At 61.8% G+C, this 25,427-nt stretch carries 23 protein-coding genes and 1 tRNA gene; 9 read left to right on the forward strand and 15 right to left on the reverse strand.

All coding sequences use genetic code 11. From position 1 onward, the window contains the following. Positions 1-28: 28 nt before the first annotated feature. The gene (locus tag LVY65_RS06205; protein ID WP_235067110.1) at positions 29-2,716 is read left to right on the forward strand and encodes a putative bifunctional diguanylate cyclase/phosphodiesterase; all 2,688 of its coding nucleotides are present in this window, start codon (positions 29-31) and stop codon (positions 2,714-2,716) included. A gap of 10 nt (positions 2,717-2,726) precedes the next feature. On the opposite strand, the gene LVY65_RS06210 is transcribed toward LVY65_RS06205, so the two are convergent. Genes LVY65_RS06210 through LVY65_RS06220 form a run of 3 tightly spaced genes read right to left on the reverse strand, consistent with a single transcriptional unit; the run spans position 2,727 to position 5,354 of the window. After that, entirely contained in the window at positions 2,727-4,523 is a 1,797-nt protein-coding gene (locus LVY65_RS06210; protein ID WP_235067111.1) for an acyl-CoA dehydrogenase C-terminal domain-containing protein, read from the reverse strand. Positions 4,524-4,542: 19 nt separating this feature from the next. Next, on the reverse strand, positions 4,543-4,923 hold the full coding sequence (locus LVY65_RS06215; RefSeq protein WP_235067112.1) for a MerR family transcriptional regulator: 381 nt from the start codon (positions 4,921-4,923) through the stop codon (positions 4,543-4,545). 32 nt (positions 4,924-4,955) lie between these two features. Beyond that, positions 4,956-5,354 carry a hypothetical protein gene (locus LVY65_RS06220; RefSeq protein WP_235067113.1) on the reverse strand — a complete coding sequence of 133 codons (399 nt, stop codon included), beginning with the start codon at positions 5,352-5,354 and terminating at the stop codon, positions 4,956-4,958. 108 nt (positions 5,355-5,462) lie between these two features. Between LVY65_RS06220 and purF the strand changes: the two genes are divergently transcribed. Together purF and LVY65_RS06230 are read left to right on the forward strand one after the other, a co-directional pair. Beyond that, entirely contained in the window at positions 5,463-6,911 is a 1,449-nt protein-coding gene (purF, locus tag LVY65_RS06225) for an amidophosphoribosyltransferase (RefSeq protein ID WP_235067114.1), read from the forward strand. A gap of 9 nt (positions 6,912-6,920) precedes the next feature. Beyond that, the gene (locus tag LVY65_RS06230) at positions 6,921-7,643 is read left to right on the forward strand and encodes an SDR family NAD(P)-dependent oxidoreductase (RefSeq protein ID WP_235067115.1); all 723 of its coding nucleotides are present in this window, start codon (positions 6,921-6,923) and stop codon (positions 7,641-7,643) included. Here the strand turns inward: LVY65_RS06230 and LVY65_RS06235 are convergent, their stop codons facing one another. Together LVY65_RS06235 and LVY65_RS06240 are read right to left on the reverse strand one after the other, a co-directional pair. After that, positions 7,644-9,026, reverse strand: coding sequence for an RNB domain-containing ribonuclease (locus LVY65_RS06235; RefSeq protein WP_235067116.1), 1,383 nt, complete (start codon positions 9,024-9,026; stop codon positions 7,644-7,646). It abuts the gene before it with no gap. After that, complete coding sequence (locus tag LVY65_RS06240) at positions 9,023-10,270, reverse strand: SAM-dependent methyltransferase (protein WP_235067117.1); 1,248 nt, start codon at positions 10,268-10,270, stop codon at positions 9,023-9,025. Before LVY65_RS06240 ends, LVY65_RS06235 begins: the two co-directional genes overlap by 4 nt. Before the next feature lie 222 nt (positions 10,271-10,492). On the opposite strand from LVY65_RS06240, the gene LVY65_RS06245 reads away from it, so the two are divergent. Together LVY65_RS06245 and LVY65_RS06250 are read left to right on the forward strand one after the other, a co-directional pair. Then, positions 10,493-10,789, forward strand: a complete 297-nt coding sequence (locus tag LVY65_RS06245) for a glycine zipper 2TM domain-containing protein (protein ID WP_235067118.1) — start codon at positions 10,493-10,495, stop codon at positions 10,787-10,789. A 134-nt stretch (positions 10,790-10,923) separates the two neighbouring features. Further along, positions 10,924-12,036, forward strand: coding sequence for a hypothetical protein (locus LVY65_RS06250; protein WP_235067119.1), 1,113 nt, complete (start codon positions 10,924-10,926; stop codon positions 12,034-12,036). Here LVY65_RS06250 and LVY65_RS06255 read toward each other — a convergent pair. Together LVY65_RS06255 and cysE are read right to left on the reverse strand one after the other, a co-directional pair. Next, the gene (locus LVY65_RS06255) at positions 12,014-12,358 is read right to left on the reverse strand and encodes a DUF2794 domain-containing protein (protein ID WP_235067120.1); all 345 of its coding nucleotides are present in this window, start codon (positions 12,356-12,358) and stop codon (positions 12,014-12,016) included. The genes LVY65_RS06250 and LVY65_RS06255 overlap by 23 nt on opposite strands. After that, positions 12,355-13,041, reverse strand: coding sequence for a serine O-acetyltransferase (gene cysE, locus LVY65_RS06260; RefSeq protein ID WP_235067121.1), 687 nt, complete (start codon positions 13,039-13,041; stop codon positions 12,355-12,357). Before cysE ends, LVY65_RS06255 begins: the two co-directional genes overlap by 4 nt. 147 nt (positions 13,042-13,188) lie before the next feature. Here cysE and LVY65_RS06265 point away from each other — a divergent pair, with 147 nt between their 5' ends. Further along, positions 13,189-13,953, forward strand: a complete 765-nt coding sequence (locus LVY65_RS06265) for a sulfite exporter TauE/SafE family protein (RefSeq protein WP_328282493.1) — start codon at positions 13,189-13,191, stop codon at positions 13,951-13,953. A 117-nt stretch (positions 13,954-14,070) separates the two neighbouring features. On the opposite strand, the gene LVY65_RS06270 is transcribed toward LVY65_RS06265, so the two are convergent. Then, positions 14,071-14,613 (reverse strand): peroxiredoxin, encoded by a 543-nt coding sequence (locus LVY65_RS06270; protein WP_235067123.1) that lies wholly within the window; start codon positions 14,611-14,613, stop codon positions 14,071-14,073. Between the two features lie 95 nt (positions 14,614-14,708). Here LVY65_RS06270 and LVY65_RS06275 point away from each other — a divergent pair, with 95 nt between their 5' ends. After that, positions 14,709-15,701: a hydrogen peroxide-inducible genes activator gene (locus LVY65_RS06275; RefSeq protein ID WP_235067124.1), complete on the forward strand. Its 993-nt coding sequence runs from the start codon at positions 14,709-14,711 to the stop codon at positions 15,699-15,701. Between the two features lie 11 nt (positions 15,702-15,712). On the opposite strand, the gene katG is transcribed toward LVY65_RS06275, so the two are convergent. Then, the gene (gene katG, locus LVY65_RS06280; protein WP_235067125.1) at positions 15,713-17,899 is read right to left on the reverse strand and encodes a catalase/peroxidase HPI; all 2,187 of its coding nucleotides are present in this window, start codon (positions 17,897-17,899) and stop codon (positions 15,713-15,715) included. A gap of 99 nt (positions 17,900-17,998) precedes the next feature. Then, positions 17,999-18,565, reverse strand: a complete 567-nt coding sequence (gene pgsA / locus LVY65_RS06285) for a CDP-diacylglycerol--glycerol-3-phosphate 3-phosphatidyltransferase (RefSeq protein ID WP_235067126.1) — start codon at positions 18,563-18,565, stop codon at positions 17,999-18,001. Positions 18,566-18,660: 95 nt separating this feature from the next. Here pgsA and LVY65_RS06290 point away from each other — a divergent pair, with 95 nt between their 5' ends. Then, positions 18,661-19,974, forward strand: a complete 1,314-nt coding sequence (locus LVY65_RS06290; protein WP_235067185.1) for an MFS transporter — start codon at positions 18,661-18,663, stop codon at positions 19,972-19,974. Positions 19,975-19,985: 11 nt separating this feature from the next. Here LVY65_RS06290 and LVY65_RS06295 read toward each other — a convergent pair whose 3' ends face one another. From LVY65_RS06295 to rpsA, 5 genes are all read right to left on the reverse strand, one after another. Next, complete coding sequence (locus tag LVY65_RS06295; RefSeq protein ID WP_235067127.1) at positions 19,986-20,156, reverse strand: hypothetical protein; 171 nt, start codon at positions 20,154-20,156, stop codon at positions 19,986-19,988. Positions 20,157-20,260: 104 nt separating this feature from the next. Beyond that, positions 20,261-21,805: a putative bifunctional diguanylate cyclase/phosphodiesterase gene (locus LVY65_RS06300; protein ID WP_235067128.1), complete on the reverse strand. Its 1,545-nt coding sequence runs from the start codon at positions 21,803-21,805 to the stop codon at positions 20,261-20,263. A 199-nt stretch (positions 21,806-22,004) separates the two neighbouring features. Further along, positions 22,005-22,090: transfer RNA gene (locus LVY65_RS06305), tRNA-Leu, on the reverse strand. A gap of 36 nt (positions 22,091-22,126) precedes the next feature. Beyond that, positions 22,127-22,426 carry an integration host factor subunit beta gene (locus tag LVY65_RS06310; RefSeq protein WP_235067129.1) on the reverse strand — a complete coding sequence of 100 codons (300 nt, stop codon included), beginning with the start codon at positions 22,424-22,426 and terminating at the stop codon, positions 22,127-22,129. A gap of 174 nt (positions 22,427-22,600) precedes the next feature. Continuing rightward, positions 22,601-24,322 (reverse strand): 30S ribosomal protein S1, encoded by a 1,722-nt coding sequence (gene rpsA, locus LVY65_RS06315; RefSeq protein ID WP_235067130.1) that lies wholly within the window; start codon positions 24,320-24,322, stop codon positions 22,601-22,603. A 462-nt stretch (positions 24,323-24,784) separates the two neighbouring features. Here rpsA and LVY65_RS06320 point away from each other — a divergent pair. Continuing rightward, on the forward strand, positions 24,785-25,427 hold a 643-nt coding region (locus LVY65_RS06320), incomplete at its 3' end, for a hypothetical protein (RefSeq protein WP_235067131.1).

Raw genomic sequence — 25,427 nt, forward strand, 5'->3', positions numbered from 1 at the left:
CTTACGCCTGAAGGGGCATATTCGGGCGATGCGTAGGGCAAGGTTCGCCGTTTCTGACGGCGACAGGATCAATGAAAGGGCATCGGTCAAGGACGCGCTGACGTTCGATCTCAGGGCGCCTGAAACGATCGATGACGAAAATCTGGCGGCGCAGCGCGTCGCCATGTTCGACCTTGCGCCTGCCCTGCTTGGGGCGACCCATCTTGTCTGGGGCCTCGCCTGCCTCCTGCTCCATCCTGCCGCGGCCGGTGCGTCGCTTAGCGACAATCCGCTCGTGCCGGTCGTGGCCGCTCTATTGTTTGACGGTCTTGCGTTCGCCGCCATCTGGTATCGAGATCGGACCCGCGTCCCGCCACGGATCCTGTCATGGGGCCTTTGCATCTATATCGGCATCAGCGGGGCGCTATGGATGGCCTATGGGCTAAGCCTGAGCACCTCCAGCCATGCGCCGGGCGAGAGTTTTATCGCGCTCGCTTTCGGGGCGGGACTAAGCGCCGCGACCATTGTTTCCATTTCCTCTCCGCCGGTCGCGATCGTCAACGCCTTGGTTGCAATGGCCGGTGCGACCGCGGTTTCGCGTCAGCCGGAAGTGCTGGCGGGCATCACCTTCCTCGCCTTCGTCAACATTGCCTACAGCGTGGCCGGCGCCCGAACGGTGCTGACCAATGCTCGCGCCCGGCTTCAGCTGGAGGCGCAGGCGCGCAAGGCCTTGCAGTTCGTCGACGAATTCGAAAACAGCGGCCGTGGCTGGTTCTGGGAAACAAACAACCTAGGCACTCTTTCCTATGTCTCACAGCAGCTTGCCGACGATTTCAAATGCAATCCCGAAGACCTGCTCGGCCGGCAGTTCACCGACCTCTTGTCGGTTGACAGCGGTTCGCCCGACAGCCTGCGCGAGGAACGCACGCTCGGCTTCCATCTGTCCGCGCGCTTCCCGTTCAGTGACGTGATCGTGCGCGCCGCGAGCGACGAAGATATTCACTGGTCCCTGTCCGGCAACCCGCTGTTTGACGGCCGCGGCCGTTTCCTCGGCTTCCGCGGCATCGGAACCGACCTCACCGAGCAGCGCCGCTCGGAACAGGAAATCAGCCGACTCGCCCGCTTCGATTCACTGACCGGGCTGCCAAATCGGGCACTGATGCGTCAAACGCTCGACGAGGCCCTGCGCAATGCTACCAACCGGCGAAAAGGCTGCTCGCTGTTCCTGATCGATCTCGACAGGTTTAAGAACGTCAACGACACCCTCGGCCATCCGATTGGCGACGCGCTGCTGCGACAAGTCGCCGATCGCCTCAAACTCGTCATGGGCGATCATGGACAAGTCGGACGGCTAGGTGGCGACGAATTCAAGGCGGTCCTACCCGGCACGGTCGAGACGGGCCTGTTGGAAAGCCTGGCCCGCACCCTCATCGAGCAGGTGTCACGTCCCTATATGATCGAAGGTCACCGGGTAGTCATCGGAGCCTCCGTGGGCGTTGCCATCGGCGATCCGGGGCGTAGCTGCGCGGACAGCATGATCCGAAACGCCGACCTTGCGCTCTACGCTGCCAAGGCGGCTGGCCGCGGCAAACACTGCTTCTACGAAGCATCGATGCATAGCGAGGCGACTGATCGCCAGGTCCTCGAAAACGACCTTCGCCAGGCACTCGAGCGACAGGAAATGACGATCGCCTATCAGCCGATTGTCCGGGCCGCGAGTGAAGAGATCAGCGGTTTTGAAGCGCTGGTACGCTGGAATCATCCAGCACGCGGTCCAATTTCGCCGGACAAGTTCATCGGCCTCGCCGAAGAATGCGGGATGATCGGCAAGATTGGTGAATTCGTCCTTCGCTCGGCTGTCGCGGAAGCCGCCCAGTGGCCCGAACAGGTTCGAATCGCTGTCAACCTTTCGCCTATACAATTCAACGATCCCCACATCTGCGATACGATCGCGGCAGTGCTGGCCGACTTCGACTTCAAGCCCTCAAGGTTGGAGCTGGAGATTACCGAAGGGGTCTTCCTTGCCGATAGCGACGCCACCGCCGGCACCTTCGCCCGGTTGAAATCGCTCGGCGTGCGGCTGGCGCTCGATGATTTTGGCACCGGCTATTCCTCGCTCGGCTATTTGAAGAACGCACCGTTCGACAAGATCAAGATCGACCAGAGCTTCGTTCGCGGTGCCGCCTCCACAACCAAGCGGAACGGCGCGATCATCCGTGCAATCGTCACCCTTGCCGACAGCCTCGACATGGATACCACGGCCGAGGGCGTGGAAACGCACGATGACCTGTTCCTTATTCGAGAACTCGGCGTCAGCCAGGTCCAGGGTTATATTTTCGGCAAGCCCATGCCAGCTGAGGAAGCACGCGAACTGGCCAATAGCAGCCGTGTCGAAGCCGACGGCTTCCAGTGCATTCGCGAACCGCGGCAGCGCCTGATGCGCCGGGCCATTGCCGCCATCAACGGCCGGACGACGGAAATCCGACTGCGCAATATTTCCGCCATGGGCGCTCTCGTCGAGTGCGATCAGCCGGTCACCCCTGGTGACAGCCTGACGATCGACATCGTCGGCGTCGGGCCCGTTGTCGGCGCCGTTCGCTGGGCGCAGGCCGGCAAGTTTGGCGTTCAATTCACCGAGCATTTCGACCTTGCGCGTCTCTCGGTGAAGCCGCCAAAGTCGAATGACGTCACGATGCTTCGCCCATGGTACGTCGGTCAGGGCAAGGTCGCCAGCTAGGCCCGACGTATCAGAAAGCCTCCAGCGGTAACGCCATAAGGCTATCCGCCCCAGCTTCGACCTTGCGGCGAAGCGCTCCGGCCACCACCAGTTCCCGTTCCGCGAAGAAGCGTGCCGTGGCAATCTTGGCTTCATGGAAAGCTTGATCCTCTGCGCCTTCGCCCTTCAGCCGCCCTGAGACGCCGGCCATCTTCAGCCACATCCAGCCAAGGCTGACGAGGCCCATCAGCTGCATATAGGCATAGGCGCCTGCCCCGGCGTTGTTGGGGTCGGCCATTCCATTTTGGGCCAGCCACATGGTCGCTGCCTGCAAATGTCCGACTGCTTTCTCCAGCGGCTCGGCAATTCCCGCCGGATCGCCCGCGGCCTTGGCTTCGGCGATATCGTGGCCGACCAATTCGAAGAAAGCGCGCACGCCGCGCCCTCCGTCCTTGGCCAGTTTGCGACCGACCAGGTCCATCGCCTGGACGCCGTTCGTGCCTTCGTAGATCTGGGCGATGCGGGCATCGCGAACGAACTGCTCCATCCCCCATTCGCGGATATAGCCGTGTCCTCCGAAGACCTGCTGGGCATTGACCGCAACCTCAAACCCGCGATCCGTAAGATATCCCTTGATGACCGGCGTCAGCAGCGAAATCAGGTCGTCGGCGGCAAGCCGCTCCTCCTCAGTCTGCGCCTTCCGGCTCAGATCGACCTGCAGAGCGCCCCACAGGATCAGTGCCCGCGCTGCCTCGTTGAACGCCTTGGCTTCCAGCAGCATGCGCCTGACATCCGGATGGACGAACAGCGTATCCGCCTTGGCGTTCGGATCGCGATCTTCGGGTTTCAGGGCCCGGCCCTGCCGCCGGTCCTTCGCATAAGCCACTGCGTTCTGATAGGCGACCTCGCCCTGCGCCAGGCCCTGCAGCCCAACCCCCAGCCGCGCCGCATTCATCATGATGAACATTGCGGCAAGGCCCTTCTCCGGCTCGCCGACCAGCCAACCCTTGGCCCCGTCATAGTTGAGCACGCAGGTCGAATTGCCGTGAATACCCATCTTATGCTCGATCGAGCCACAGCTGACCCCGTTGCGCTCGCCCAGCGACCCGTCCTCGTTGACAAGGAACTTGGGCACAACGAACAGCGAAATGCCCTTCACATTGTCCGGAGCGCCGGCGATCTTGGCCAGCACCAGGTGAATGATGTTCTCGGCCAGGTCATGCTCGCCGGACGAGATGAAGATCTTCGTACCCGTGATCGAATAGCTGCCGTCGGGATTGGGGTCGGCCTTGGTCTTCAACAGGCCAAGGTCGGTGCCGCAATGCGGCTCGGTCAGATTCATCGTCCCGGTCCAGCGGCCCGCGACCATGTTGGGCACATATTTCTGCTTGAGCTCGTCCGAACCCTTTACCAGCAGGGAGGCGACTGCGCCCTGGGTCAGGCCATTGTACATTTCGAAACTGTGGTTGGCGGAACCCAGATATTCGGCGACCGCGGTGGCGATTACGGAAGGCAGTCCTTGTCCACCATATTCCTGCGGCGCGTGGAGGGTCGTCCACCCCCCGGCGACGAACTGGTTCCACGCATCCTTGAATCCGGTCGGTGTCGTCACCGATCCGTCGTCATGCCGGGTGCAACCTTCTTCGTCGCCTACCCGGTTCAGGGGCTGCAGAACCTCCTCGCAGAACCGCCCGCCCTCAGTCAAAATGGCCTCGACCAGGTCCGGCGTAGCGTCGCCGAAGCCCGGCAGGTTCGAGTAGTTTTGAATCCCAACGATGTGATCGAGCACATATTTGGTGTCGCGGACTGGCGCGCTGTAAATGGGCATCATCTTCTCCTGATCGGGCTTATTCGGCGGTCTGGGCCTTCACCAGCTCGATGAAGCCCTCGAGTTCCTTGATCGTCGCATCGATGTCGACCCGCTGGCGCTTGAGGCTATCGACCTGCGCCTGGCAGCGCTCGATCGTCTTCAGGCGCTGCGTCCGGCGATCATCGCCGATGTCGTAAAGGTCGAGCAGTTCCTTGATATCAGCGAGGCTGAGGCCAACCCGCTTGCCGCGCAGGATCCACGCCAGGCGGGCTCGGTCGCGATCCGTGTAGAGCCGCTGCGTGCCCCTTCTTTCGGGCGCGATCAGCTCCTCATCCTCGTAAAAGCGAAGCGCGCGAGCGGTTACGTCGAATTCGTCGCACAGCTCGCCAATCGAATAGTGGGTCTTGTGCTGAAGCATGTGCCATCGCTTAATTTACGTTTCCGTAAAGGTCAACAGAGCGGATCGCCTGCCAGGTCGACGGCCTGGGAACCCATGTCCGCCTTGTTAAATGCCCGCCCGGCCATCTCGGCGCCCGGTCCACAATAATAGGCGCAGGCCGCCGGCGGCTGGCCAACTCTCACCAAATTAGCCTTGATCTCCAGCGGGATACGGCAATCGCCCTCTCCGCGCGGAACGAGCACATATTTCCCGCCCTCGGCCAATAGGCGGCCGCTCGCACTGCAGTTGGTCTCGCCATCGCCAAAAGCGATCAGCCCGCCGCGATAATTGCCCGCTTCTCCAGCGATGCACAGCCGATCCCGGCCTTGCCCGGCGTAACTACCTGTAGGAATTGAAGGATCTTTCACCTGCTGCGAGCAGGCGGCGAGTAACAGTGCCACTGGAATCATGGGTCGCATGACCCTACCTTGCTTCAGCTTGCCGCAAGGCGAAAGGCGACAAATCGGTGACATGCGGTTATAGGCGCCGCAATCGCCCCCAGGGATTCGCAACATTTCATGCTGACGACCAACCCATTTGACGACGACAAGCTCCGCGAGGAGTGCGGCATTTTCGGAATCTGGGGCGCGGAAAGCGCATCTAGCTTCGTCGCGCTCGGCCTCCATGCCCTTCAGCATCGCGGGCAGGAAGCCGCAGGTATCGTCAGCTTCGACGGCACCAACTATCACGCCCACCGCGCCATGGGCCATGTCGCCGGCAACTTCGACCGCGACGACATCATCCGAAAATTGTCGGGCAAGGTCGCGATCGGCCATGTCCGCTATTCGACCACGGGCGAGACCGCGCTGCGGAACGTCCAGCCACTGTTCGCCGACCTCGCAGAAGGCGGCTTTGCGGTCGCTCATAACGGCAACCTCTCCAACGCCATGACGCTCCGCGCGGCGCTTATCCGCCGCGGCTCGATCTTTCAGTCGACCAGCGATACCGAAGTCATCATCCACCTGGTCGCGACTTCAAGCTATTCGTCCCCGCTCGATCGACTGACCGATGCGTTGGGACAGGTCGAAGGTGCCTATTCGCTGGTCTGCCTGACGCCCGAGGGTCTAGTTGCCTGCCGCGATCCCCTCGGCATCCGCCCGCTCGTCATGGGCAAGCTCGGCGAGGCGACCATCTTCGCTTCCGAAACCGTCGCGCTCGACGTGATCGGCGCGACCTACCTGCGCGATGTCGAGCCGGGCGAATTGATCATCGTCAATGGCCAGGGCGTCCGCAGCTATCGGCCCTTCGCGCCGGCCAAGGCCCGCCCCTGCATCTTCGAACATGTCTATTTCTCGCGCCCCGACAGCATCGTCGACGGCACTTCGGTCTATGAAGTGCGCAAGAACATCGGCGCGGAACTTGCCCGCGAAGCCCCGGTCGAGGCCGATATCGTCGTGCCGGTGCCGGATTCCGGCGTGCCCGCCGCTCTGGGCTTCAGCAAGGAAGCGGATATCCCGTTTGAGCTGGGCATCATCCGCTCCCACTATGTCGGACGGACCTTCATCCAGCCAAGCCAGGACGTCCGCAACCTGGGCGTCAAGCTGAAGCACAACGCCAATTCGGCGCTGATCGACGGCAAGCGGGTGGTGCTGGTCGATGACAGCATCGTCCGCGGCACGACTTCCCTCAAGATCGTTCAGATGATGCGCGATGCCGGGGCCAAGGAGGTGCACATGCGCATCGCCTCGCCGCCGACCAAGTTCAGCTGCTTCTACGGCGTCGACACGCCCGAACGCTCGAAGCTGCTCGCGTCACAAATGAACGTCGAGGAGATGGCGCGCTACATCAATGCCGACAGCCTCGCCTTCATCTCGATCGACGGCCTCTACCGTGCGCTCGGCGACCAGCGCGATGGGGCCGCGCCGCAGCGCTGCGATGCCTGCTTCACCGGCGACTATCCGACCACGCTCACCGATTGCGATGTAGAGGGCAAGCCCAAGCCTTTATCGCTCGTCGCCAGCCGCTAAGAGGAATTCATGTCCGACCCGAAGCCGTTCGACGGCAAGCTCTCGCTCGTCACTGGTGCAAGCCGCGGCATTGGCGCCGCCACCGCCGAAGCGCTGGCCGAGGCCGGCGCTCACGTCATCCTTACGGCACGCGGAGCAACACCGCTTGAGCAGGTGGAGGAAAGGATCCACGCGGCCGGGGGAACGGCGACGATCGCGCCAATGGATCTCAATGATCACGAGAATATCGGCAAGCTGGCCCAGGCCGTGGCAGAGCGCTGGGGCAGCCTCGATATCCTGGTCCTCAACGCCGCAATGCTGGGCAGCCTTTCGCCTGTCGAGCATCTCGACCCCAAGGAGCTGGAGCGCGTCTTCAAATTGAACGTGCTCGCCAACCAGGCGCTCATCGGGGCGTTCGACCCTCTCCTCCGCCGCGCCGACAAGGCCGAAGTTATCGGCATCACTTCGTCGGTCGGCGAAGAACCGCGCGCCTTCTGGGGCGGCTACGGCGCGTCCAAGGCGGCGTTCGACACCTTGCTCGGCGCCTATGCCGACGAAACCGCCCACGCAGGGCGCCTGCGCGTGCAGATCATCGATCCAGGCGCTACCCGCACCCGAATGCGTCAGCTCGCCTTCCCGGGCGAAGAACCGGAAGCGGTCAAGGCCCCCGAAGTCGTGGCGGCGGCGATCGTCGAACATCTTCTCGGCGACGCGCCGACAGGCTCCCGCACCAGGGTCGACAGCGCCGCCTGATCAGGCGCGCGCGAACCTCAACTCGCGGCGGTCAGGATCGGCAGACACCAGCCGCACCTGCAAGTCTTCGCCGGCCTGAACGCCTTGGGCATCCACCCGGGCGACTACGGGACGGCTGCATAGCTGAATCCGCGCGCCACGTTCGTCGATGTCGGTGACGACCGACGAAAAGCTCTCGCCTTCATGGCCGTGTAGCATCACCGTCTCGGCAAGATCGACCGCCGCGCGCTGGACCTGTGCGCTCCGTGCATCCGCGCGAGCCATGACCTGCGGCAGTTTCGGGAAAGCCTGGGTCACCGTCTCCGGAACAGCCCGGCCATTGGCGACGGCCAGCGTGGCCTGCACCACATAACGATCGGCCAAGCGGCGGAGCGGAGCAGTGGCATGCGCGTAGCTCGCAGCCATGGCCGAATGCCAGGGCTTCACGCCTTCGGTGAAGGGCATGTAGGCCGCGGGCGGCCCGGCCCGACGAATCGCGAGCATGAACGCGGCTTGCTTTGGATCGCGGTGGTCCAGAGTCCGTTCATAGGCATCGAGTGTCATTTGCTGGGGCCAGTCGACGCCAAGCGCCTTCGCCGTATGCCTCAGCCGCCTGATCGCGCGTTTGTCAGGCTCGCCCATCACCCGGAACAATCCCGTGTGATGTTCGATAAGCGCGTCCGCAATGGCCATATTGGCGGCTAGCGACAGTGCCGCATTGCTCTGTTCGCATCGGGTCATGGGCCGAAATGCCAGTTCGTACCGGCCCTCGCCCAGCGGAACTACCTCCTGCTCCGGCGGATCGACCCTGGCCGCGCCGCGACGAGCCTCGGCTGCCGCGATCCGCTGTGCCAATTCGCCAAAGTCCGGGGGCAGTTCGGCCGGCTCCGCGCTGTCGTAAGCGAGCTTGGCGGCATTCCGGACAATCGCCCGCTCGGCTCCGTCAAGGCGAACCTCACCATCGGAATCGACACGAACGGTAAAGATCACCGCCGGCCGCGGCCCGCCCGGCAGTAAACTGGCTGCGCCCTCGCTCAATATCGGAGGATAAAGTCCCGCCTTGCCATCGGGAAGGTAGATCGTTGTCCCCCGCCGCCATGCTTCTGCATCGACTGGGCCGCCATCGTCCACGAACCAGGCGACATCAGCGATCGCATAATGGAGCAGCAGGTCGTTGCCGCTGCGCTCGATCGCGAAGGCCTGATCCAAGTCGGTCGACGAAGCGGGATCAAGCGTCACAAAGCGCTCATCGGTTCGATCGACATGTTCCGTCGGCGGGCGCCGGGCGGCCGCCTCCGCAGCCGCCAGCACATCCGGGGGAAAACTACCCGGAACCTGAAACTGCTGGCGGATTGCGGCGAGCCCACGGTCCAACGCATTGGTCGGATCGACTATTGCCCTCATCCGCGGCGGACCATCGTCACCTGCGCGACGTCAATTCCGCCGCCTCGGAAGCCACCTTCGCAATACATCAGGTAGTAACGCCAAAGGTCGTGGAATTTTTCGCTAAATCCAGACAGCCGGTCGTCCCGAACCGCCGCATCATAGCGCAGCCGCCATTGGCGCAACGTCTCGGCATAGTCCTGGCCGAATCCTTCTCGCTGTTCCCAACTCAGCCCGCGCTCTGTGGCCAAGGCCTCGAACCGCAGCTCGTTGAGCAGCATTCCGCCAGGGAAAATATAAGCCTGGATGAAATCGGCATTCTTCGAATAGCCGTCGAACAACGAATGATCGATGCTGATATATTGCAGCGCCGCGCGTCCGCCCGGCTTCAGGTTGCGCGCAATTGAATCGAGATAGGCCGGCCACCAGCGCTGCCCGACAGCTTCGACCATCTCGACCGAGGCGATCGCGTCGAAATGTTCGGAAATCTCCCGATAATCCTGCAGCCGGATCTCAATCCGGTCCGAAAGTTCAGCTTCGGCAATCTTTTTCTCTGCCCAACTTCTCTGCTGCGCAGATAAAGTCAGCCCAACCACTTTCGCACCGCGCCGCGCCGCCTCGATGGCCAGCGTTCCCCACCCGCAACCGATTTCAAGCAGCCGATCTCCCGGCTTGAAATCGAGCCGGTCGAGAAGCGTCGCTACCTTACGGCGCTGGGCTAGCTCCAGCGTGTCTCCGGGCGCGAACCGAGCCGACGAATATGTCATGCTGGAGTCCAGCCAGGCCGCATAGAAATCGTTGCCCAGGTCGTAATGCGCGGCGATGTTGCGCCGGGCGGTCCGCCGATCATTGTCGCGCCGCCGGTGCATCAGACGATTAAACCAGCGCGCCGATCCCTTGGCGCGGCCGACCTCCCCAAGCGGTGCTGCGTTCCTCATAAACAAATCGAACAACGGCACGGGATCGGGTGAAGACCATTCTCCCCGTTCCCAGGCGCGATACCATCCCACCGATCCCGATGTCGCCAGGCGGACCATCGACAACCAGCTGTGCAGATGGACGACCGCTACCGGGCCAGGCGAGTGAAAGCCGATCCGCCGCTGCGAACCGTCAGGTAGCGTTGCTTCGATCCCACCCGCGTCCAGCCGTCCATGAAGTTCGTCCAACAGCGCGGCAAACGCCGGAGCGGCAATCCGCCCAAGCACGCCGCTGCCATTGACGAAAAGCCGCCCTGAACGAACCAGATGTTCCCCGCGCGATGCCATCGAACCGCCCTATCCTCGCCTCCGCCGCCCTTGGCAAGCGCACCTCAAGCTCACCACCGTAAAGCTTGCGCATACCGTCAAGGTCTCCCAACGTTCGAAGCCCAACCGTTCGTCGTAAACCGCTGCAAAACCGGTAAACGCGCCTTGGCATTGCCAGGGCTTCATGAAACCAAGCTCTCAAGCGTGGCGTGACGCCGCCACAACCGACAGTTAGGAGTAAATATGCGGGGGATTTTGCTGGTCGTTGCCGGCGCCACTCTGACCATTCCGGCATTGCCCAGCACTGCGGTCGCCAATGATGGATATTATAAAGGCCGAGTTTGGCGGGACTCCCATGGCCGTTATCGCTGCAAGCGGCCCAATGGCACCACCGGCATGATCGTCGGAGCGGCCGGAGGAGCATTGCTCGGTCGCGCGATCGATACACACGGCGAACGCGCCACCGGCACCATCCTTGGCGCTGCCGCAGGTGCCTTGGTTGGCCGCGAGATCGATCGCAGCCGGGTGCATTGCCGCTGATTATCTGAATTACCGAGCTCGGCCGGCGCCCACCCCCACCCCCTGATAGGGCGCCGGCCACCCCTTCCTGACTGACTGTATTGACACAATAATACACCTGTGCGACTTAGCGCGCATCAGGGAGGATATTGTTCATGTATAGCCAGAACGATCTCGACGAGGCCGTTGTTGCCGGCGCGCTCAGCGCCGATGCCGCCGCTTCGCTTCGCGCCTTCGTCGACAGCCAGAGGGCGTCACCCGCTGCCGACGAAGAAAATTTCCGGCTAATCACCGGCTTCAACGACATCTTCGTTTCGATCGCCAGCGCGATCCTGCTGTTCGCGGTCGGCTGGATCGGTCAATCGATCGGCCAGTCGATGGGGCTAATCGTTAACGAGCATGGAAGTGACGGACCAAGTTTCCTCGCTCCAGCGGCGATCGCAGCCACGGCTTGGGGCCTCGCGTTATTCTTCACGGCCAAGCGCCGAATGGCACTCCCGTCAATATTGCTGTTGCTGTCATTCGTAGGCGGTGTGTTCGCAACTGCGGCCTTGACGATCGGCTCGGTGATTGGCGCTGCTTTCTTCGAGAATAATGAACCTGCGGTCGGAATTGTTGTCGCGGCATCGGCGGCAATTGCCGCGCTCGGAGCGTGGATGCACTGGAAGCAGTTCCGGGTTCCAATCACCATTGCCGCCGGAGCAGCAGCGGTAGTCGGTATGGCGATGGGCTTCCTTGCATATGTTATCGGCAACCTACCTAACCGCGAAGACATATTGCTCGGCTTCGTCCTCGTCCTCGGCATCGGCGTGTTCCTGTTCGCGATGCGCTGGGATTCGTCCGATCCGGCGCGCGTCACCCGCCGCTCCGATGTCGCCTTCTGGCTCCACCTGCTGGCGGCGCCGATGATCGTCCATCCGGTCTTCACCTTGCTCGGCCTCAATGACGGTACGGCAACGATCAGCGAGGGCCTGATCGTTATTGCGCTTTACGTCGTGCTCGGAATCACGGCGCTTGCGATCGATCGTCGCGCCTTGCTCGTCTCCGCGCTGGCCTATGTCCTCTACGCGCTGAGTGAGCTGTTCAAGCAGGTCGGTGCGGTTGAGCTCAACATTGCGCTAACGGCGCTGGTGATCGGCTCGGCCCTGCTCCTGCTATCGGCTTTCTGGCATCAGTCGCGATCGCTGGTCGTTCGCCAGTTGCCGGAAGCGCTGAAGGCAAAGCTGCCCCTGATCGACCGGCAGGCTACTCCCCAACCAGCCGCATGAGCCGGCGCTCGAGCGGGGCCAGGACTCCATGGAGTTCATGGCCCCGTTTGAGCACCGCTCCATGTTCGGAAACCAATGCGTACGCCCCCTGCTTCAAATGAAGCTGGGGGCGCTTTTCTATCCGCACCTCGGGCCGCTCGGCCGAACGGCGAAACGCTGCGAACACCGCCACGTCGGGGTCGAACCACAGGCCGTAGTCGCGCCAGTGACCGGCCGCGACCATTCGTCCGTAAAGGTCTAGGATCCGCTGCAGTTCCGCTCGGTCGAATGCGGCAACAGGACGCCGATCCCGCGGATGCGGAAACGGCGTCACCACGCTCAAGCGCTTTTGACCTTTGGCTCGGACTGGCGACGGGGGCGAAGTTCGGCGACTTCGCGGCGCAGCGCCTCAATCTGCTCTTCCAGCTCGCACTGGCGTGCGCGAGCGGGATCGCAGTCTTCGCCGCACGGAGTTCCATACGGCACGAATCCGGGGCTGTAATGGACGGCGTCGATCGGCACCGGCCTTGCCGGGATGCCCACCATCGTCGCTCCGGGTTCCACATCCTTGGTAACCACGGCATTGGCGCCGATCTTCGCGCCCTCGCCGACCTCGATTGGCCCCAATACCTGCGCACCGGAACCGATGACGACGCCTGACTTCAACGTCGGGTGACGCTTCCCTCCGACACCGGTTGACGGATTGGTGCCGCCCAGCGTGACGCACTGATAGATGGTGACGTCGTCGCCGATTTCCGCAGTTTCTCCGATCACGGTAAACCCGTGGTCGATGAAGAAGCGCTCGCCGATCTTCGCGCCTGGATGAATATCGATTGCGGTGACCATTCGCGAAAAATGGTTCACAAAACGGGCCAGGAAGAAAAGCTTTCCGCCGTAAAGCCAATGGGCGACGCGGTGAAAGGCCACGGCCCAAACCCCCGGATAGAGCAAAATCTCCCACCGGGACCGGGCCGCGGGGTCGCGGGCCTTTACCGAGTCCAGATAATCAACAAGGGTCGAAGCCAAGCGTTACATCCTCGATCAACTTACCCCCAATTTAAGGTGTCTGGGCCGTAATGAAAAGCCGAATAGCCTTTTCTGCGCGCCGGAATGGCTTGTCGCACCGCAACATCTTCGGCAGGTAACGTAATATAAACAGGGCGGAGACAGCACATTCCCACGGATTTTTTGGCGGATCCAGCCGTCCTCGTGCCCTTCATCCTTATTGGATTTGCGGCGCAAATGATCGATGGCGCCCTGGGCATGGCCTTCGGGCAGATTTCCAGCACGCTGCTGATTACGCTTGGCGTCCCTCCTGCTGCGGCATCGGCCGGCGTGCACACTGCGGAGACGTTCACCACGGCGGTATCCGGAATCAGCCACGTCGCCCATCGCAACGTCGATTGGCGGCTGTTCTTCAGGATCGTCATTCCGGGCGTGCTCGCGGGGATTACCGGGGCCTATCTCTTGACCCAGATCAGCGCCGAGGCCGCCAAGCCTGTTGTGCTGACATATCTCACCGGCCTCGGCGGCTATCTCTTCTATCGCGGCGTGATGCACCGGCATACGGAGCGCCAGCCAAAGATCGTCGCCCCGCTGGGCGTCATCGGCGGCTTCCTCGACGCGGCCGGCGGCGGTGGCTGGGGCGCTATCGTCACGTCCAACCTGCTGGTTCAGGGCAGCAATCCGCGCAAAACCATCGGTACGGTCAATACCGCCGAATTTTTCCTGACCGTGACCATCTCAGCTACCTTCATCGCGACTCTGGGTTGGGCTGCATTCACCGGAGCGACGTTGGGACTTTTGATCGGCGGCGTTATCGCCGCCCCGTTTGGAGCGTGGATCGCCAAAAGGGTTAACCCCGACCGGCTACTAACGTTCGTCGGGGCGCTTCTCACACTCACCAGCAGCTTCGGGCTATATCGAGCAATCACCTAAGACGCGCGCTCTCGAACCAAATCCGGGAGGTTTGACGGCGGGGGCTCTATAGGGGAGAACGCCCCCGCCGTCGCTGCTGCTCGCGTCGCGGATGCAGCAGTTTCTCGTGGCCGGCTGTTAGGCCGCCGGCCTCAATAAATCTTCACCCTCGCTCCAGTTGCAAGGACAAAGTTCGTTGGTCTGCAACGCATCCAACACCCGCAATGTTTCAGCAGGGTTACGGCCGACGTTGAGCCCATTGACCGTGACATGCTGGATCACGTTGTCCGGATCAATGATGAAAGTGGCGCGATAAGCCACTCCTTCTTCCGGGTCGAGAATTCCAAGAGCCTCGGCCAGCTTCTTCGAATTGTCCGCGATCCAGGGGAAGTCGGCGTTCGCCAGCTGCTCATCCGACTTGCGCCAGGCGAAGTGGACGTGGCTGGTGTCGGTCGAGGCGCCGATCAATACGGCGTCGCGGTCCGCGAAATCATTCTTCAATTCGCCATAGCCGACGATTTCGGTCGGGCAGACGAAGGTAAAATCCTTGGGCCAGTAGAAGAGGATCTTCCACTTGCCGTCGGTCTTGCCGAGGTCGAGCGTTTCCCCTGCGGGAAGCGCAGCGACACCCTGCTGAACTGGAACGGAAAGGCCGGGCAATTTGTCGCCAACGGTCAGCATTAACTACTACTCCTATACTTGTGCACTGCAGCATCTAAGTCGCTGGCCGTAATCGTTCAAGTTCATTATATCAATCGGATTGATTGGATTTATCGATGACAGCCTATCTTCCGACAATTAAGCAGCTGCAATATCTGGTCGCGCTTCGACAGCATGGGCATTTCGGCAAAGCGGCCGAGGCCAGCTTCGTTACTCAATCGACGCTTTCCGCTGGACTTCGGGAGCTGGAAACCTTGCTTGGCGTGACGCTCGTCGAGCGGACCAGGCGCGTCGTTCGCTTTACCCCTTTGGGCCTAAAGGTGTCCGACAAGGCGGTTCGGGTGCTTCGCGAATGCGAGGAGTTGGCCGACATCGCCCGCGCGGAAGGTCAGCCGCTGCATGGCGAGCTGCGAATGGGCGTCATACCGACCATCGCCCCGTTCCTGTTGCCGGCCATGTTGCCGCGCCTTCGGAATCAATGGCCCAGCCTGAAGCTGTATCTGCGGGAGGAAACCAGCCAGGCCGCCTGCGATGCCCTCCACCGCGGCCAGCTGGATTGCGTACTTCTCGCCATGCCTTACGCATGCGGCGAGGTCGACAAGGCCAATTTGTTCGACGACCGGCTTTTCGTCGCCTTTCCCCGAGGCGAAGCTCCCGATGAAGCGGCGGTCGACCCTGGCACGATCGATGAGAATCGGCTGCTCTTGCTTGAAGACGGACACTGCCTGAAGGACCATGCATTGTCTGCGTGCAACAGGCCCGAACTGCGTGCCGAGGCGGCCATCATGGGGACCTCGCTGCATACGCTGGTTCAAATGGTCGACAATGGCCTCGGCCTTACGTTCGTGCCCGCAATGGCGATCGACGCAGGTATTCTCGAAGGGACCGGCGTCGACGTGCGGCCGTTAAAGTCCGACCATGGCTTCCGGCGAATTGCGCTGGTCTGGCGCCGGTCGAGCCCGCGCGAAGTCGAATTCCAGATGCTCGCCGAAACGCTGCGTCAAATCGCCGCCTCTGTTATTCGAATCCCAGCGACAGGCAAACCGGCCTCACCCGGCGCAGCCGCGCCGCAGGTAACGCCCGCTTTGGCCGAGTCCGGTTCCGCCTGATCCCGCGTTCGCTATGCCAGATCGAAGCGATCGGCGTTCATCACCTTCGTCCATACGGCCACGAAGTCGCGCACGAATTTCTCCTCATTGCCCTTCTCGGCATAGACTTCCGCAGTTGCGCGCAACTGGCTGTTCGATCCGAAAATAAGGTCGGTCCGGGTTGCGCGCCATTTTTCGCGCCTGCCGCCGCGGTCGTAGCCGATGAACTCCTCGTCGCCACTTTCGTCGACCACCTCCCAGAAGGTGTCGTTGTCGAGCAGGTTGACGAAGAAATCGTTCGTCAGTTGCCCCTTGCGACTAGTGAAGGCCCCATGCGGCTTGTCGCCATGGTTGGCACCCAGCACGCGCAGGCCGCCCAGCAGCACCGTCATCTCCGGTGCCGACAGTCCGAGCAGCGAAGCGCGATCCAGGAGCAGTTCCTCGGTCCGCACCGAATGCTTCGTCTTTAGGTAATTGCGGAAACCGTCAGCCGCCGGCTCCATTACCTCGAAGCTATCCACGTCGGTCCAGTCCTGCGTCGCATCGCCGCGCCCGCCGGTGAAGGGCACGTCAACGGCATAGCCGGCAGCTTTAGCCGCCTGCTCGACCGCGGCGGTGCCGGCAAGGACGATGGCGTCCGCCATCGACAGGCCGCCGCGCAGTTCGTCGATCTTGGCCAGGACCTTGGCGAGCTCATCCGGCTCGTTGACCGCCCAGTCCTTCTGCGGCGCGAGGCGGATGCGCGCACCGTTGGCGCCGCCGCGATGGTCCGACCGGCGGTAGGTCGACGCCGATGCCCAGGCGGTTTTGACCAGCTGGCCAATGCTGAAGCCCGCGTCCAGGATCTTCGCCTTGAACGCCGCGACATCTGCGGCGGACGGCGTTGTTCCGGCCGGCACCGGGTCCTGCCAGATCAGGTCCTCGGCCGGTACTTCCGGGCCGAGGTAACGGACCTTCGGCCCCATGTCACGGTGGGTCAATTTGAACCAGGCGCGAGCAAAGGCGTCTTTGAAGGCCTCATGGTCGTTGCGGAACTTCTCCGAAATCGTGCGGAATTCGGGGTCCATCTTCAGCGCCATGTCGGCGGTGGTCATCATCGTCGGCACGCGCTTCGAAGGATCGTGCGCTGCCGGCGCCATGTCTTCTTCGCGCTGGTTGATCGGCTGCCACTGCTGCGCGCCGGCCGGCGACCTTACCAGTTCATAGTCATAGTCGAGCAGCAGGCGGAAATAATTCTCCGACCAATGGGTAGGCGTGTTCACCCACGGGCCTTCGATCCCGCTAGTGATGGTGTGCTCGCCCATCCCGCTCTTGAAGCTGCAAGCCCAACCCAGCCCCTGCAGGGCGATATCTGCGCCCTCCGGCGCAGCGCCGACCAGGCTCGCGTCGCCCGCTCCATGGGCCTTGCCGAACGTATGGCCGCCGGCGGTGAGCGCGACGGTTTCCTCATGGTTCATTGCCATGCGCTCGAACGTCACTTTTATGTCGCGTGCCGACTGCAGCGGATCGGGATTGCCGCCGGGCCCTTCGGGATTGACGTAGATCAGGCCCATCTGGATCGCCGCCAATGGATTCTCCAGGTCCAACTCGCGGTCGGGCTGGATGCGCGTTTCGGCGCCCTCGCTGACCCACTTCTCCTCGGCGCCCCAATAAATGTCGCGCTCAGGTTCGAACACATCCGCACGCCCGCCGCCGAAGCCGAAGATCGGACCGCCCATGGATTCGATGGCGACATTGCCGGCAAGGATGAACAGGTCGGCCCAGCTGATATTCTTCCCGTATTTCTGCTTGACCGACCACAGCAGCCGCCGCGCCTTGTCCAGATTGCCATTATCCGGCCAGCTATTGAGCGGCGCGAACCGCTGCTGCCCGCTATTCGCTCCACCACGCCCGTCAGCTGTCCGATAAGTGCCCGCGGCGTGCCAGGCCATCCGGATCATGAAGGGGCCGTAATGCCCATAATCAGCAGGCCACCATGGCTTGCTGTCCGTCATGAGCGCCGTGAGATCGCGCTTCAATGCCTGGTAGTCGAGCGTCTTGAACGCTTCGGCATAATCGAAATCCTTGCCCATCGGGTCCGGCGACTTGCCGCCCTGATGAAGGATGTCGATCGGCAGCGCTTGCGGCCACCAGTCGCGGTTCTGGCGGCCGAGTAGCGAGCGCGCGGTGGAGGGCTTATCCATCGGACAACCCATCGATTCACCGGTCTTTGCGTCCATGGTCCTGCCTCTCCTCTGGTTTGCGTTCGGATTAGCCCTAGGCCCGCGGAAGGAACGGCGGAAACGATTAAACTTGCTCAGTGCGAGCAAGAATTTCGATTAGTCCATGTGTCTGATGCCAATCCGAAGATAATCGTAGCCGGTGACCAGGGTAAGCACGGCCGCGGTCCATAGGGTGGCAAGCCCCACCTGGTGGACCCACAGGTCGTTCGGAAAAGCTCCGCCCAGGATCAGCGCGCCGAGCGAAACCAGCTGAAAAGTCGTCTTCCACTTTGCCAGCCGGCTGACCGGCATCGACACGTTCAGCGGGGCAAGAAACTCGCGGAGGCCGGAGACAATGATCTCACGCAGCAGGATGACCATCGCCGGGATGATATGGAGTCCGTGTATCACCGGTTCGCCGGACATCTTGCGGCTGGCAGACAGCATCAGGATTACCGCCGCCACCATGATCTTGTCGGCGATCGGATCGAGGAATTGCCCCAGCCGGGAGATGCGCCCCTGCGCGCGAGCCAGGTAGCCGTCGAAATAATCGGTTATTCCGACCATGCAGTAGAGGACGAACGTAATTGCATAGTCGATCGGCGTCGGACGCCACAGCAGGAAGACCAGGATCGGCACCGCCAGGATCCGTGACAAGGTCAGCAGGTTGGGCAGCGTCAGCATCGCAACACTGGCTAAGGCAAGGCGCAACGATTGGACAGACCCAAAACGTCACGCTTGCGAGTGTGGCCTGAGCCGCTATCAGCGTGGGTGCCGACATGCAGGACAGTGCGCATCTTTTGAGGACTCGGCGATTTCTGCCGATTTTCGTCACTCAGTTTCTGGGCGCCTTCAACGATAACCTATTCCGTACATCGATGGTGATGCTGGTCATCTATGGCATCTATCGCGACGCGGAGCAGGAAGCGACGTTCAGCGCCATCGCCGGCGGCCTTTTCATCGCCCCCTTTTTCCTGTTGTCCGCCCTTTCCGGCCAGCTCGCTGACGCTCATGACAAGGCGCTGATCGTTCGGATCGTCAAAAATGCCGAGATATTGATCATGCTTGCCGGCGCTGCCGGCCTGATCCTTCATAGCATTCCGCTGCTGCTGCTTGCTCTGTTCGCCATGGGCATTCACTCGACCTTCTTCGGCCCGATCAAATACGCCATTCTCCCGCAGCACCTTGAACGCGATGAGGTGCTTGGCGGAACCGGGCTGATCGAAGCGGGTACCTACATAGCAATCCTGGGCGGAACGATTCTCGGTGGCATATTGGTCCTCCAGAGGCCCGACGGCAGCTACCATGCGGAATGGGCAGCATTGGCGGTAATATTGGTTGCGGCGATCGGCCGGTTCGCTGGAGGTTTTGTCCCCGCCGCCCTGCCCGCGCATGACAAGGAAATTCCCGGCTTTCCGGCGCGCGGAATGGATTGGCATATTTTGCGGGCGTCCATCACCCTGGTGAAGGCGACCATGCATATCCCCCGGCTGTTCCTGGCAATAATGGCGATCAGCTTCTTCTGGGCTATGGGCGCAGTGCTTGCCGCCCAATTCCCTCCATTGGTCAAAAATGCCCTTGGCGCCGACCAGACCGTCGCCACCCTGTTTCTGGCTACTTTTTCTGTCGGCGTCGCGATCGGTTCGATTGCCGTGAACCGCCTGCTCAAGGGGAAGGTCGGCGCCCAATACGCTCCCGCATCCGCCCTTTTGATGGGACTTTTCGTCCTCGACCTATATCGCCGCATCAAAGGCTGGCCGGCGGCTGAGGTTGAATTGCGCGATTTATCCGCATTCCTCGCCCTGCCGAATGCCTGGATGATTGTCCTTGACCTGTTGGGCGTCGCAATTGCGGGCGGCATGTTCGTAGTCCCCCTTTACGCGTTTCTGACAACCACCGTCCCCAAGGCGGAAACCGCGCGCACCATTGCCGCCAACAATATCGTCAATTCGGGCCTTATGGTCGCGGCAACGCTGATCTTGACCGCGGCAGTTCAGGCGGGCGTGACCGTCGCCGACAGCCTGCTGATCGTCGCCCTGGCCAGCCTTGTCGCGGCATGGCTTGGTTGGAAGCTTCATCTTGCCTGCGACTAAGCGCGGCCAATTCAGGCGAGAAAGACCGTCATGAATAGGAAGCCGCCGACAAAGGTAATGGCGAAGAGCCTGATATCGTCGGCTAGGGTCGACGGAGCAGCGACTGCCGCGGCGGCATAGTTGTCCTTCCGGCCAAAGCGGCTGGATTGGAGCTGGCGGTCGGAAGTTTCGTCGGTCAGCATGGGAAATACTTAACGCCTTTTTTACCAAGGCATCAACGGTTCCAACCGGCACACTGATCCACGCGTCCCACGACGGGACGATATAGTCCTGCAATGATCGAAGTTCAGCCGCTTCGGCGGGCGGAAACTGTCGGCGTTGGCACGCTATGGCGCGATCGCAGCAACGCTGTCGCCTGGTCGCCGCTCATCGGCTTGCCGAAGTACCAGCCCTGGCCGACTGCGCAGCCGAAGCCGGCGACCGCCGCATGAGTGGCAGCATCCTCGATGCCCTCGACTGTGACTGGAACCCGAATAGCCTCGGCCAGCGTCGTAACGGCGCGAACGATCGCCGCGCTTTCCGGATCGTCGACCAGCTTTGAAACGAAACTTCGGTCGATCTTGATCACGTCGAACGGCAGCGACCGAAGATGGGCAAGCGATGAAAAGCCGGTTCCGAAATCGTCGAGAGCGAGCCGGATTCCCTGATTCTTGAGGCTGGTGACGATCGTCCGGGCCAGGTCCAGGTCGGCAAATAGCGAACTTTCGGTGATTTCGACGACCAGCCGCTCGGCCGGAAAACCCGCTTCCGCCAGCAGCCGCACGATGCGCTGGGCGAGCCAGCTGTCGGTAAGTTGCGACGGAGAAATGTTGACCGACAATTTGATCGCCGGATCCCAATTGGCTGCTTGAATCAGGGCGGCAAGGATGACCTGTTCGGACAGGCGGCCAATCAGGCCATGTTCCTCGGCGACCGGAATGAAGCGATCGGGCTCGATCAGGCCGCTTAGCGGATGATCCCAGCGCGCCAGCACCTCGAAACCCACGATCTCCCCGGTCAGCAGTTCCACTTGAGGTTCGAAGTAGGGAATGAAATGGGCATGCTCCAGACCGTAGCGGATCCCCTGCTCGATCTCGCTATGGACGATCAGCGCGCGCTCCATGCCTTCATCGAACCAGACCGGCCGGGCCGAACAGCTCGACTTTGCCCGGTCGAGCGCAATGTCGGCCCTCCGAAGATAGTCGGGAATTTGTCCTTCGCCCGGGTCCGAAGCAGCGATCCCGAGAAATGCTCCTACCTGCACCAGCCGGCCCTCGGCCTCCATGGGCCTGGTCACCGTGCGAAGCACCCGCTCGGCCAATTGCTCGATCTCGGCCAGCTTCTCCGGCGCAATCGCAAGGGCAATCGCAAATTCGTCACCGGCAAGGCGCGCGACCAGGTCATCGGGTCCAGCCATCTGCTCCAGTGCCGATGCAATCATCCGCAGCACTCGATCGCCGACGTCATAGCCGTGGCGATCGTTGATGGCCTTGAACCGATGCAGCTGCAGCGAGAAGATCACCAATTGCTGCCCGTCGATAGCTGCGCGATTTCGCAATTCTTCCCCCCGGTCCGCGAACCCCTTCCGATTGAGCAGGCCGGTCATGCCATCGGTCGACGCGATCAGGGCCGCCCGCTCCTCGCCCTCGATCCGCATCTCCGTCTCATGCTGCAGGTCGACGTAACGGCGCCAGCCGAACAGGATCAGCGCGACATTGAGGGTAAGCGCAATCAGCGCGATCTTCAGGCTCGGTCCAAGCCCGTTGCGGGCGTTGGTCAGCTTTTGGAAGAATTCGCTACCGTTCCAGATCAACAGGACGACGGCGGCGATCAGGATGCCAAGGACCAACACGTCCCGCCGGGCATTGGCGAGCGACTTACTCCAGTCCCGCGACGCGGACTTTCCTGACGAATTACTACCCACAACTCCGAGAATTAATCGGGATTGCTTAATTTTTTCTCCACGCCGGAGTGAAATTGGTCGCCTGCCGCCAACTGCGCAAGGTTGACCGCAAGCAATGCCGATCCCTGGGATCTAATGCAGCTATCGATGGTGCGGACGGCGGGACTCGAACCCGCACGCCTCTAGGGGCAGAAGATTTTAAGTCTCCAGCGTCTACCATTCCGCCACGTCCGCTAAGCTTCTCCTGCCGCTGGACCGGCGGGAGCGCAACTATTCGGCGCTGACTTCACCATTTAAGTTCAGCCGCTCGCGCATTTCCTTGCCCGGCTTGAAATAGGGGACGCGCTTGGCTTCCACGTCGACGGCTTCGCCGGTGCGCGGATTGCGACCCATGCGCGCATCTCGCTGGCGCGTGGAAAAAGCGCCAAAGCCTCGCAGCTCGACCCGGCCGCCCTTGGCAAGCTGGTCGGTAATGGAGTCGAACAGCGCGCTGACGACATTTTCAACCTCGCGCTGGCTGAGGTCGGGAAAGTCACTGCACAGCTTCTGCACCAGCTCGGAACGGATCATTAAGGTCCCCGCATTTGTTTAATTTTCGAAGCGCCGCCCCCCGGCGTTGGCGCTTTGCGTATCAGCCTGTTCGCCAAAGGAAAAGGGCGCAGATGCAACACTGCATCCACGCCCTTCCATTTCGTATCGCTGTGGGACGATAAACGCCCGCCAGCAATGGCTTACGGTCGAAGCCTACTTCTTCTTCTTCGCGGCTTCCTTTTCCTTCAGCGCGGCGCCGAGGATGTCGCCAAGCGACGCACCGCTGTCGGACGATCCGTACTGTGCCACCGCCTGCTTCTCTTCGGCGATCTGCAGCGCCTTGATCGAGAAGTTAGGCTTCTTCGAGCGATCGAAGCCGGTGACCAGCGCGTCGAACTTCTGACCGACCTGGAACCGCTCCGGACGCTGCTCGTCGCGATCGCGGCCAAGATCTGTGCGCTTGATGAAGCCGGTCGCGCCATCATCGCCGACCTGAACTTCAAGCCCGCCGTCGCGAACTTCGAGCACGGAGACGGTAACCGTCTCGCCCTTGTTCACGCCGCCTGCCGATGCACCGCCGCCGACCGCAACACCGCCGCGCTCAAGCTGCTTCATGCCAAGCGAGATGCGCTCCTTCTCGACATCGACGTCGAGCACGACCGCCTTGACAGTCTCGCCCTTGCGGTGAAGCGCCAGCGCTTCCTCGCCGGAAACGCCCCAGGCGATGTCCGACATGTGGACCATGCCGTCGACGTCGCCGTCGAGGCCGATGAACAGGCCGAATTCGGTCGAGTTCTTGACCTCGCCCTCGACGGTCGATCCAACCGGATGCTTCTCGGCGAAGTCGGTCCAGGGATTCGACTGCGCCTGCTTGAGGCCAAGCGAAATGCGGCGCTTTTCCTCGTCGACTTCCAGGATCTTCACTTCGACTTCCTGGCTGGTGCTGACGATCTTGCCCGGGTGGACGTTCTTCTTGGTCCAGCTCATCTCGCTGACGTGGACCAGGCCTTCGATGCCCGGCTCCAGTTCGACGAACGCGCCATATTCGGTGATGTTGGTGACCCGGCCGGTGAAGGTTCCGTCGACGGGATATTTGGCGGCGGCGCCGGCCCACGGATCGCTCTCGAGCTGCTTCATGCCAAGGCTGATGCGCTGCGTCTCGCGGTTGATGCGGATGATCTGCACCTTGACCGTGTCACCGATGTTGATGACTTCGCTCGGGTGCTGGACGCGCTTGTAGCTGATGTCGGTGACATGCAGCAGGCCGTCGATTCCGCCCAGATCGACGAAGGCGCCATAGTCGGTGATGTTCTTGACCACGCCGTCGATGACCTGGCCTTCCTCGAGGCTCTGGATCAGGCCCGAACGCTGCTCGGCGCGGGTTTCCTCAAGGATGGCGCGGCGCGAAACCACGATGTTTCCGCGGCGGCGATCCATCTTCAGGATCACGAACGGCTGCGGCAGGTCCATCAGCGGTTGGACGTCGCGCACGGGGCGGATGTCGACCTGGCTACCCGGAAGGAAGGCCACGGCGCCGCCAAGATCGACGGTGAAGCCGCCCTTGACCCGGCCGAAGATCACGCCATCGACGCGCTCGCCCTTTTCGAATTCCTTTTCCAGCTTGTCCCAAGCGGCTTCGCGGCGGGCGCGATCGCGGCTGAGCATCGCTTCGCCCTGCGCATTTTCGACCCGGTCGACATAGACTTCGACTTCGTCGCCAATCTTGATGTCGGCCTTCTGGCCCGGCGCGGCGAATTCGCGCAGCGCGACACGGCCTTCGCTCTTCAGGCCGACGTCGATGACCGCCAGGTCATTCTCGATACCGGTGACGATGCCCTTGACGACCTTGCCTTCGAAGGTTTCGTTTTCGCCGCCGAGTGATTCATTGAGAAGCGCCGCGAAATCGTCGCGGCTGGGAAATGCCGTAGTGGCCATAAAGAAAAACTTCTTTCAAATATTAAGCGTTTCGGCCGCCAGCCGGACCACCATGGTCGGCTTTCCATCTGGCGGGCTTTGAGAAACCCTTGCCGCCTCGCCGGCCCCATGCCGGTGAAGCATCCGTTGGATGACGGAACGCGCGAAAGCCGCCTAAGGCAAAAAGCGCGTCAGGTGCCGGACCCGCTGGGCCTCGGACCTACGCGCTCGCCAGGAGACGGGCTTCCGCGAGCGCACTGCACCCGCCGGACGGTGGCGCGCATAGCCCAAAGGGGTGTTGGGGGCAAGAAGTGCGGGCTCATGGTGCAAAACCGGTCGCTTGCGAACTAACCAGGACGCCACCGGTCTCGATTTGGGACAACAACCTCGCTTAGTTCTTTGATCTAATTCGTAAATCAATCATAGTTAATACGAATTTAATAAAAGCCCGAGTCGAAATCGGGACATATCGGGGGTTTGGACATGGCTACTCAAATGACGGGCGGCGGCTCGACGACATCGTTCACGAACACGCCGCAGGCAAAAGACGACTATTACGCATTTCTCGAAGATACGCTTCGGAATAACGCGACGCTCTACAACATCGCGACCAACACCATCTTTCTCGACGTCATGTCGAACGACTTGGGCGGAAGCGCCAAAAGCCTGTTCTCGGTCGAAGACGGAGATGGCAACCCGATCACCGCCGATTATGAGCTGCTCGCCAAAGACGTGAGTTCGTGCGGCATTTCGCCATGGGAAGCGACCCTGGGCGGCAACTGGGTCCGCATCAACAATGGCAAGATCGAATATCGGATCGCCGACGGATCCGGGATCCCCGGCCAGGGAGCTGACGTAAACTCGCTGGGCGCCGGACAGGTCTTTTGCGACCAATTCGTCTACGCAATCCGCCTTGGCAACGGCACGCTCAGCGAGGCGACCGTCAAGATCAACATCACCGGCGCAAACGACGACGTGGTTCTGCGTGCCGTTACCGATGCGACCATCAGCGATACCGCTGCCAATGATGTTTTCCCCAACGTCACAGGAACGCTGACTTCCACCGATCCTGATATCGGTGACGTCCCAACCTATGGCCTCGCCGGCTCGTCCGCCTCGCTCGAGT

Origin of the sequence: Sphingomonas cremea (genome assembly GCF_021502585.1) — a bacterium.
In the GTDB taxonomy this organism is placed as follows: Bacteria; Pseudomonadota; Alphaproteobacteria; order Sphingomonadales; family Sphingomonadaceae; genus Sphingomicrobium; species Sphingomicrobium cremea.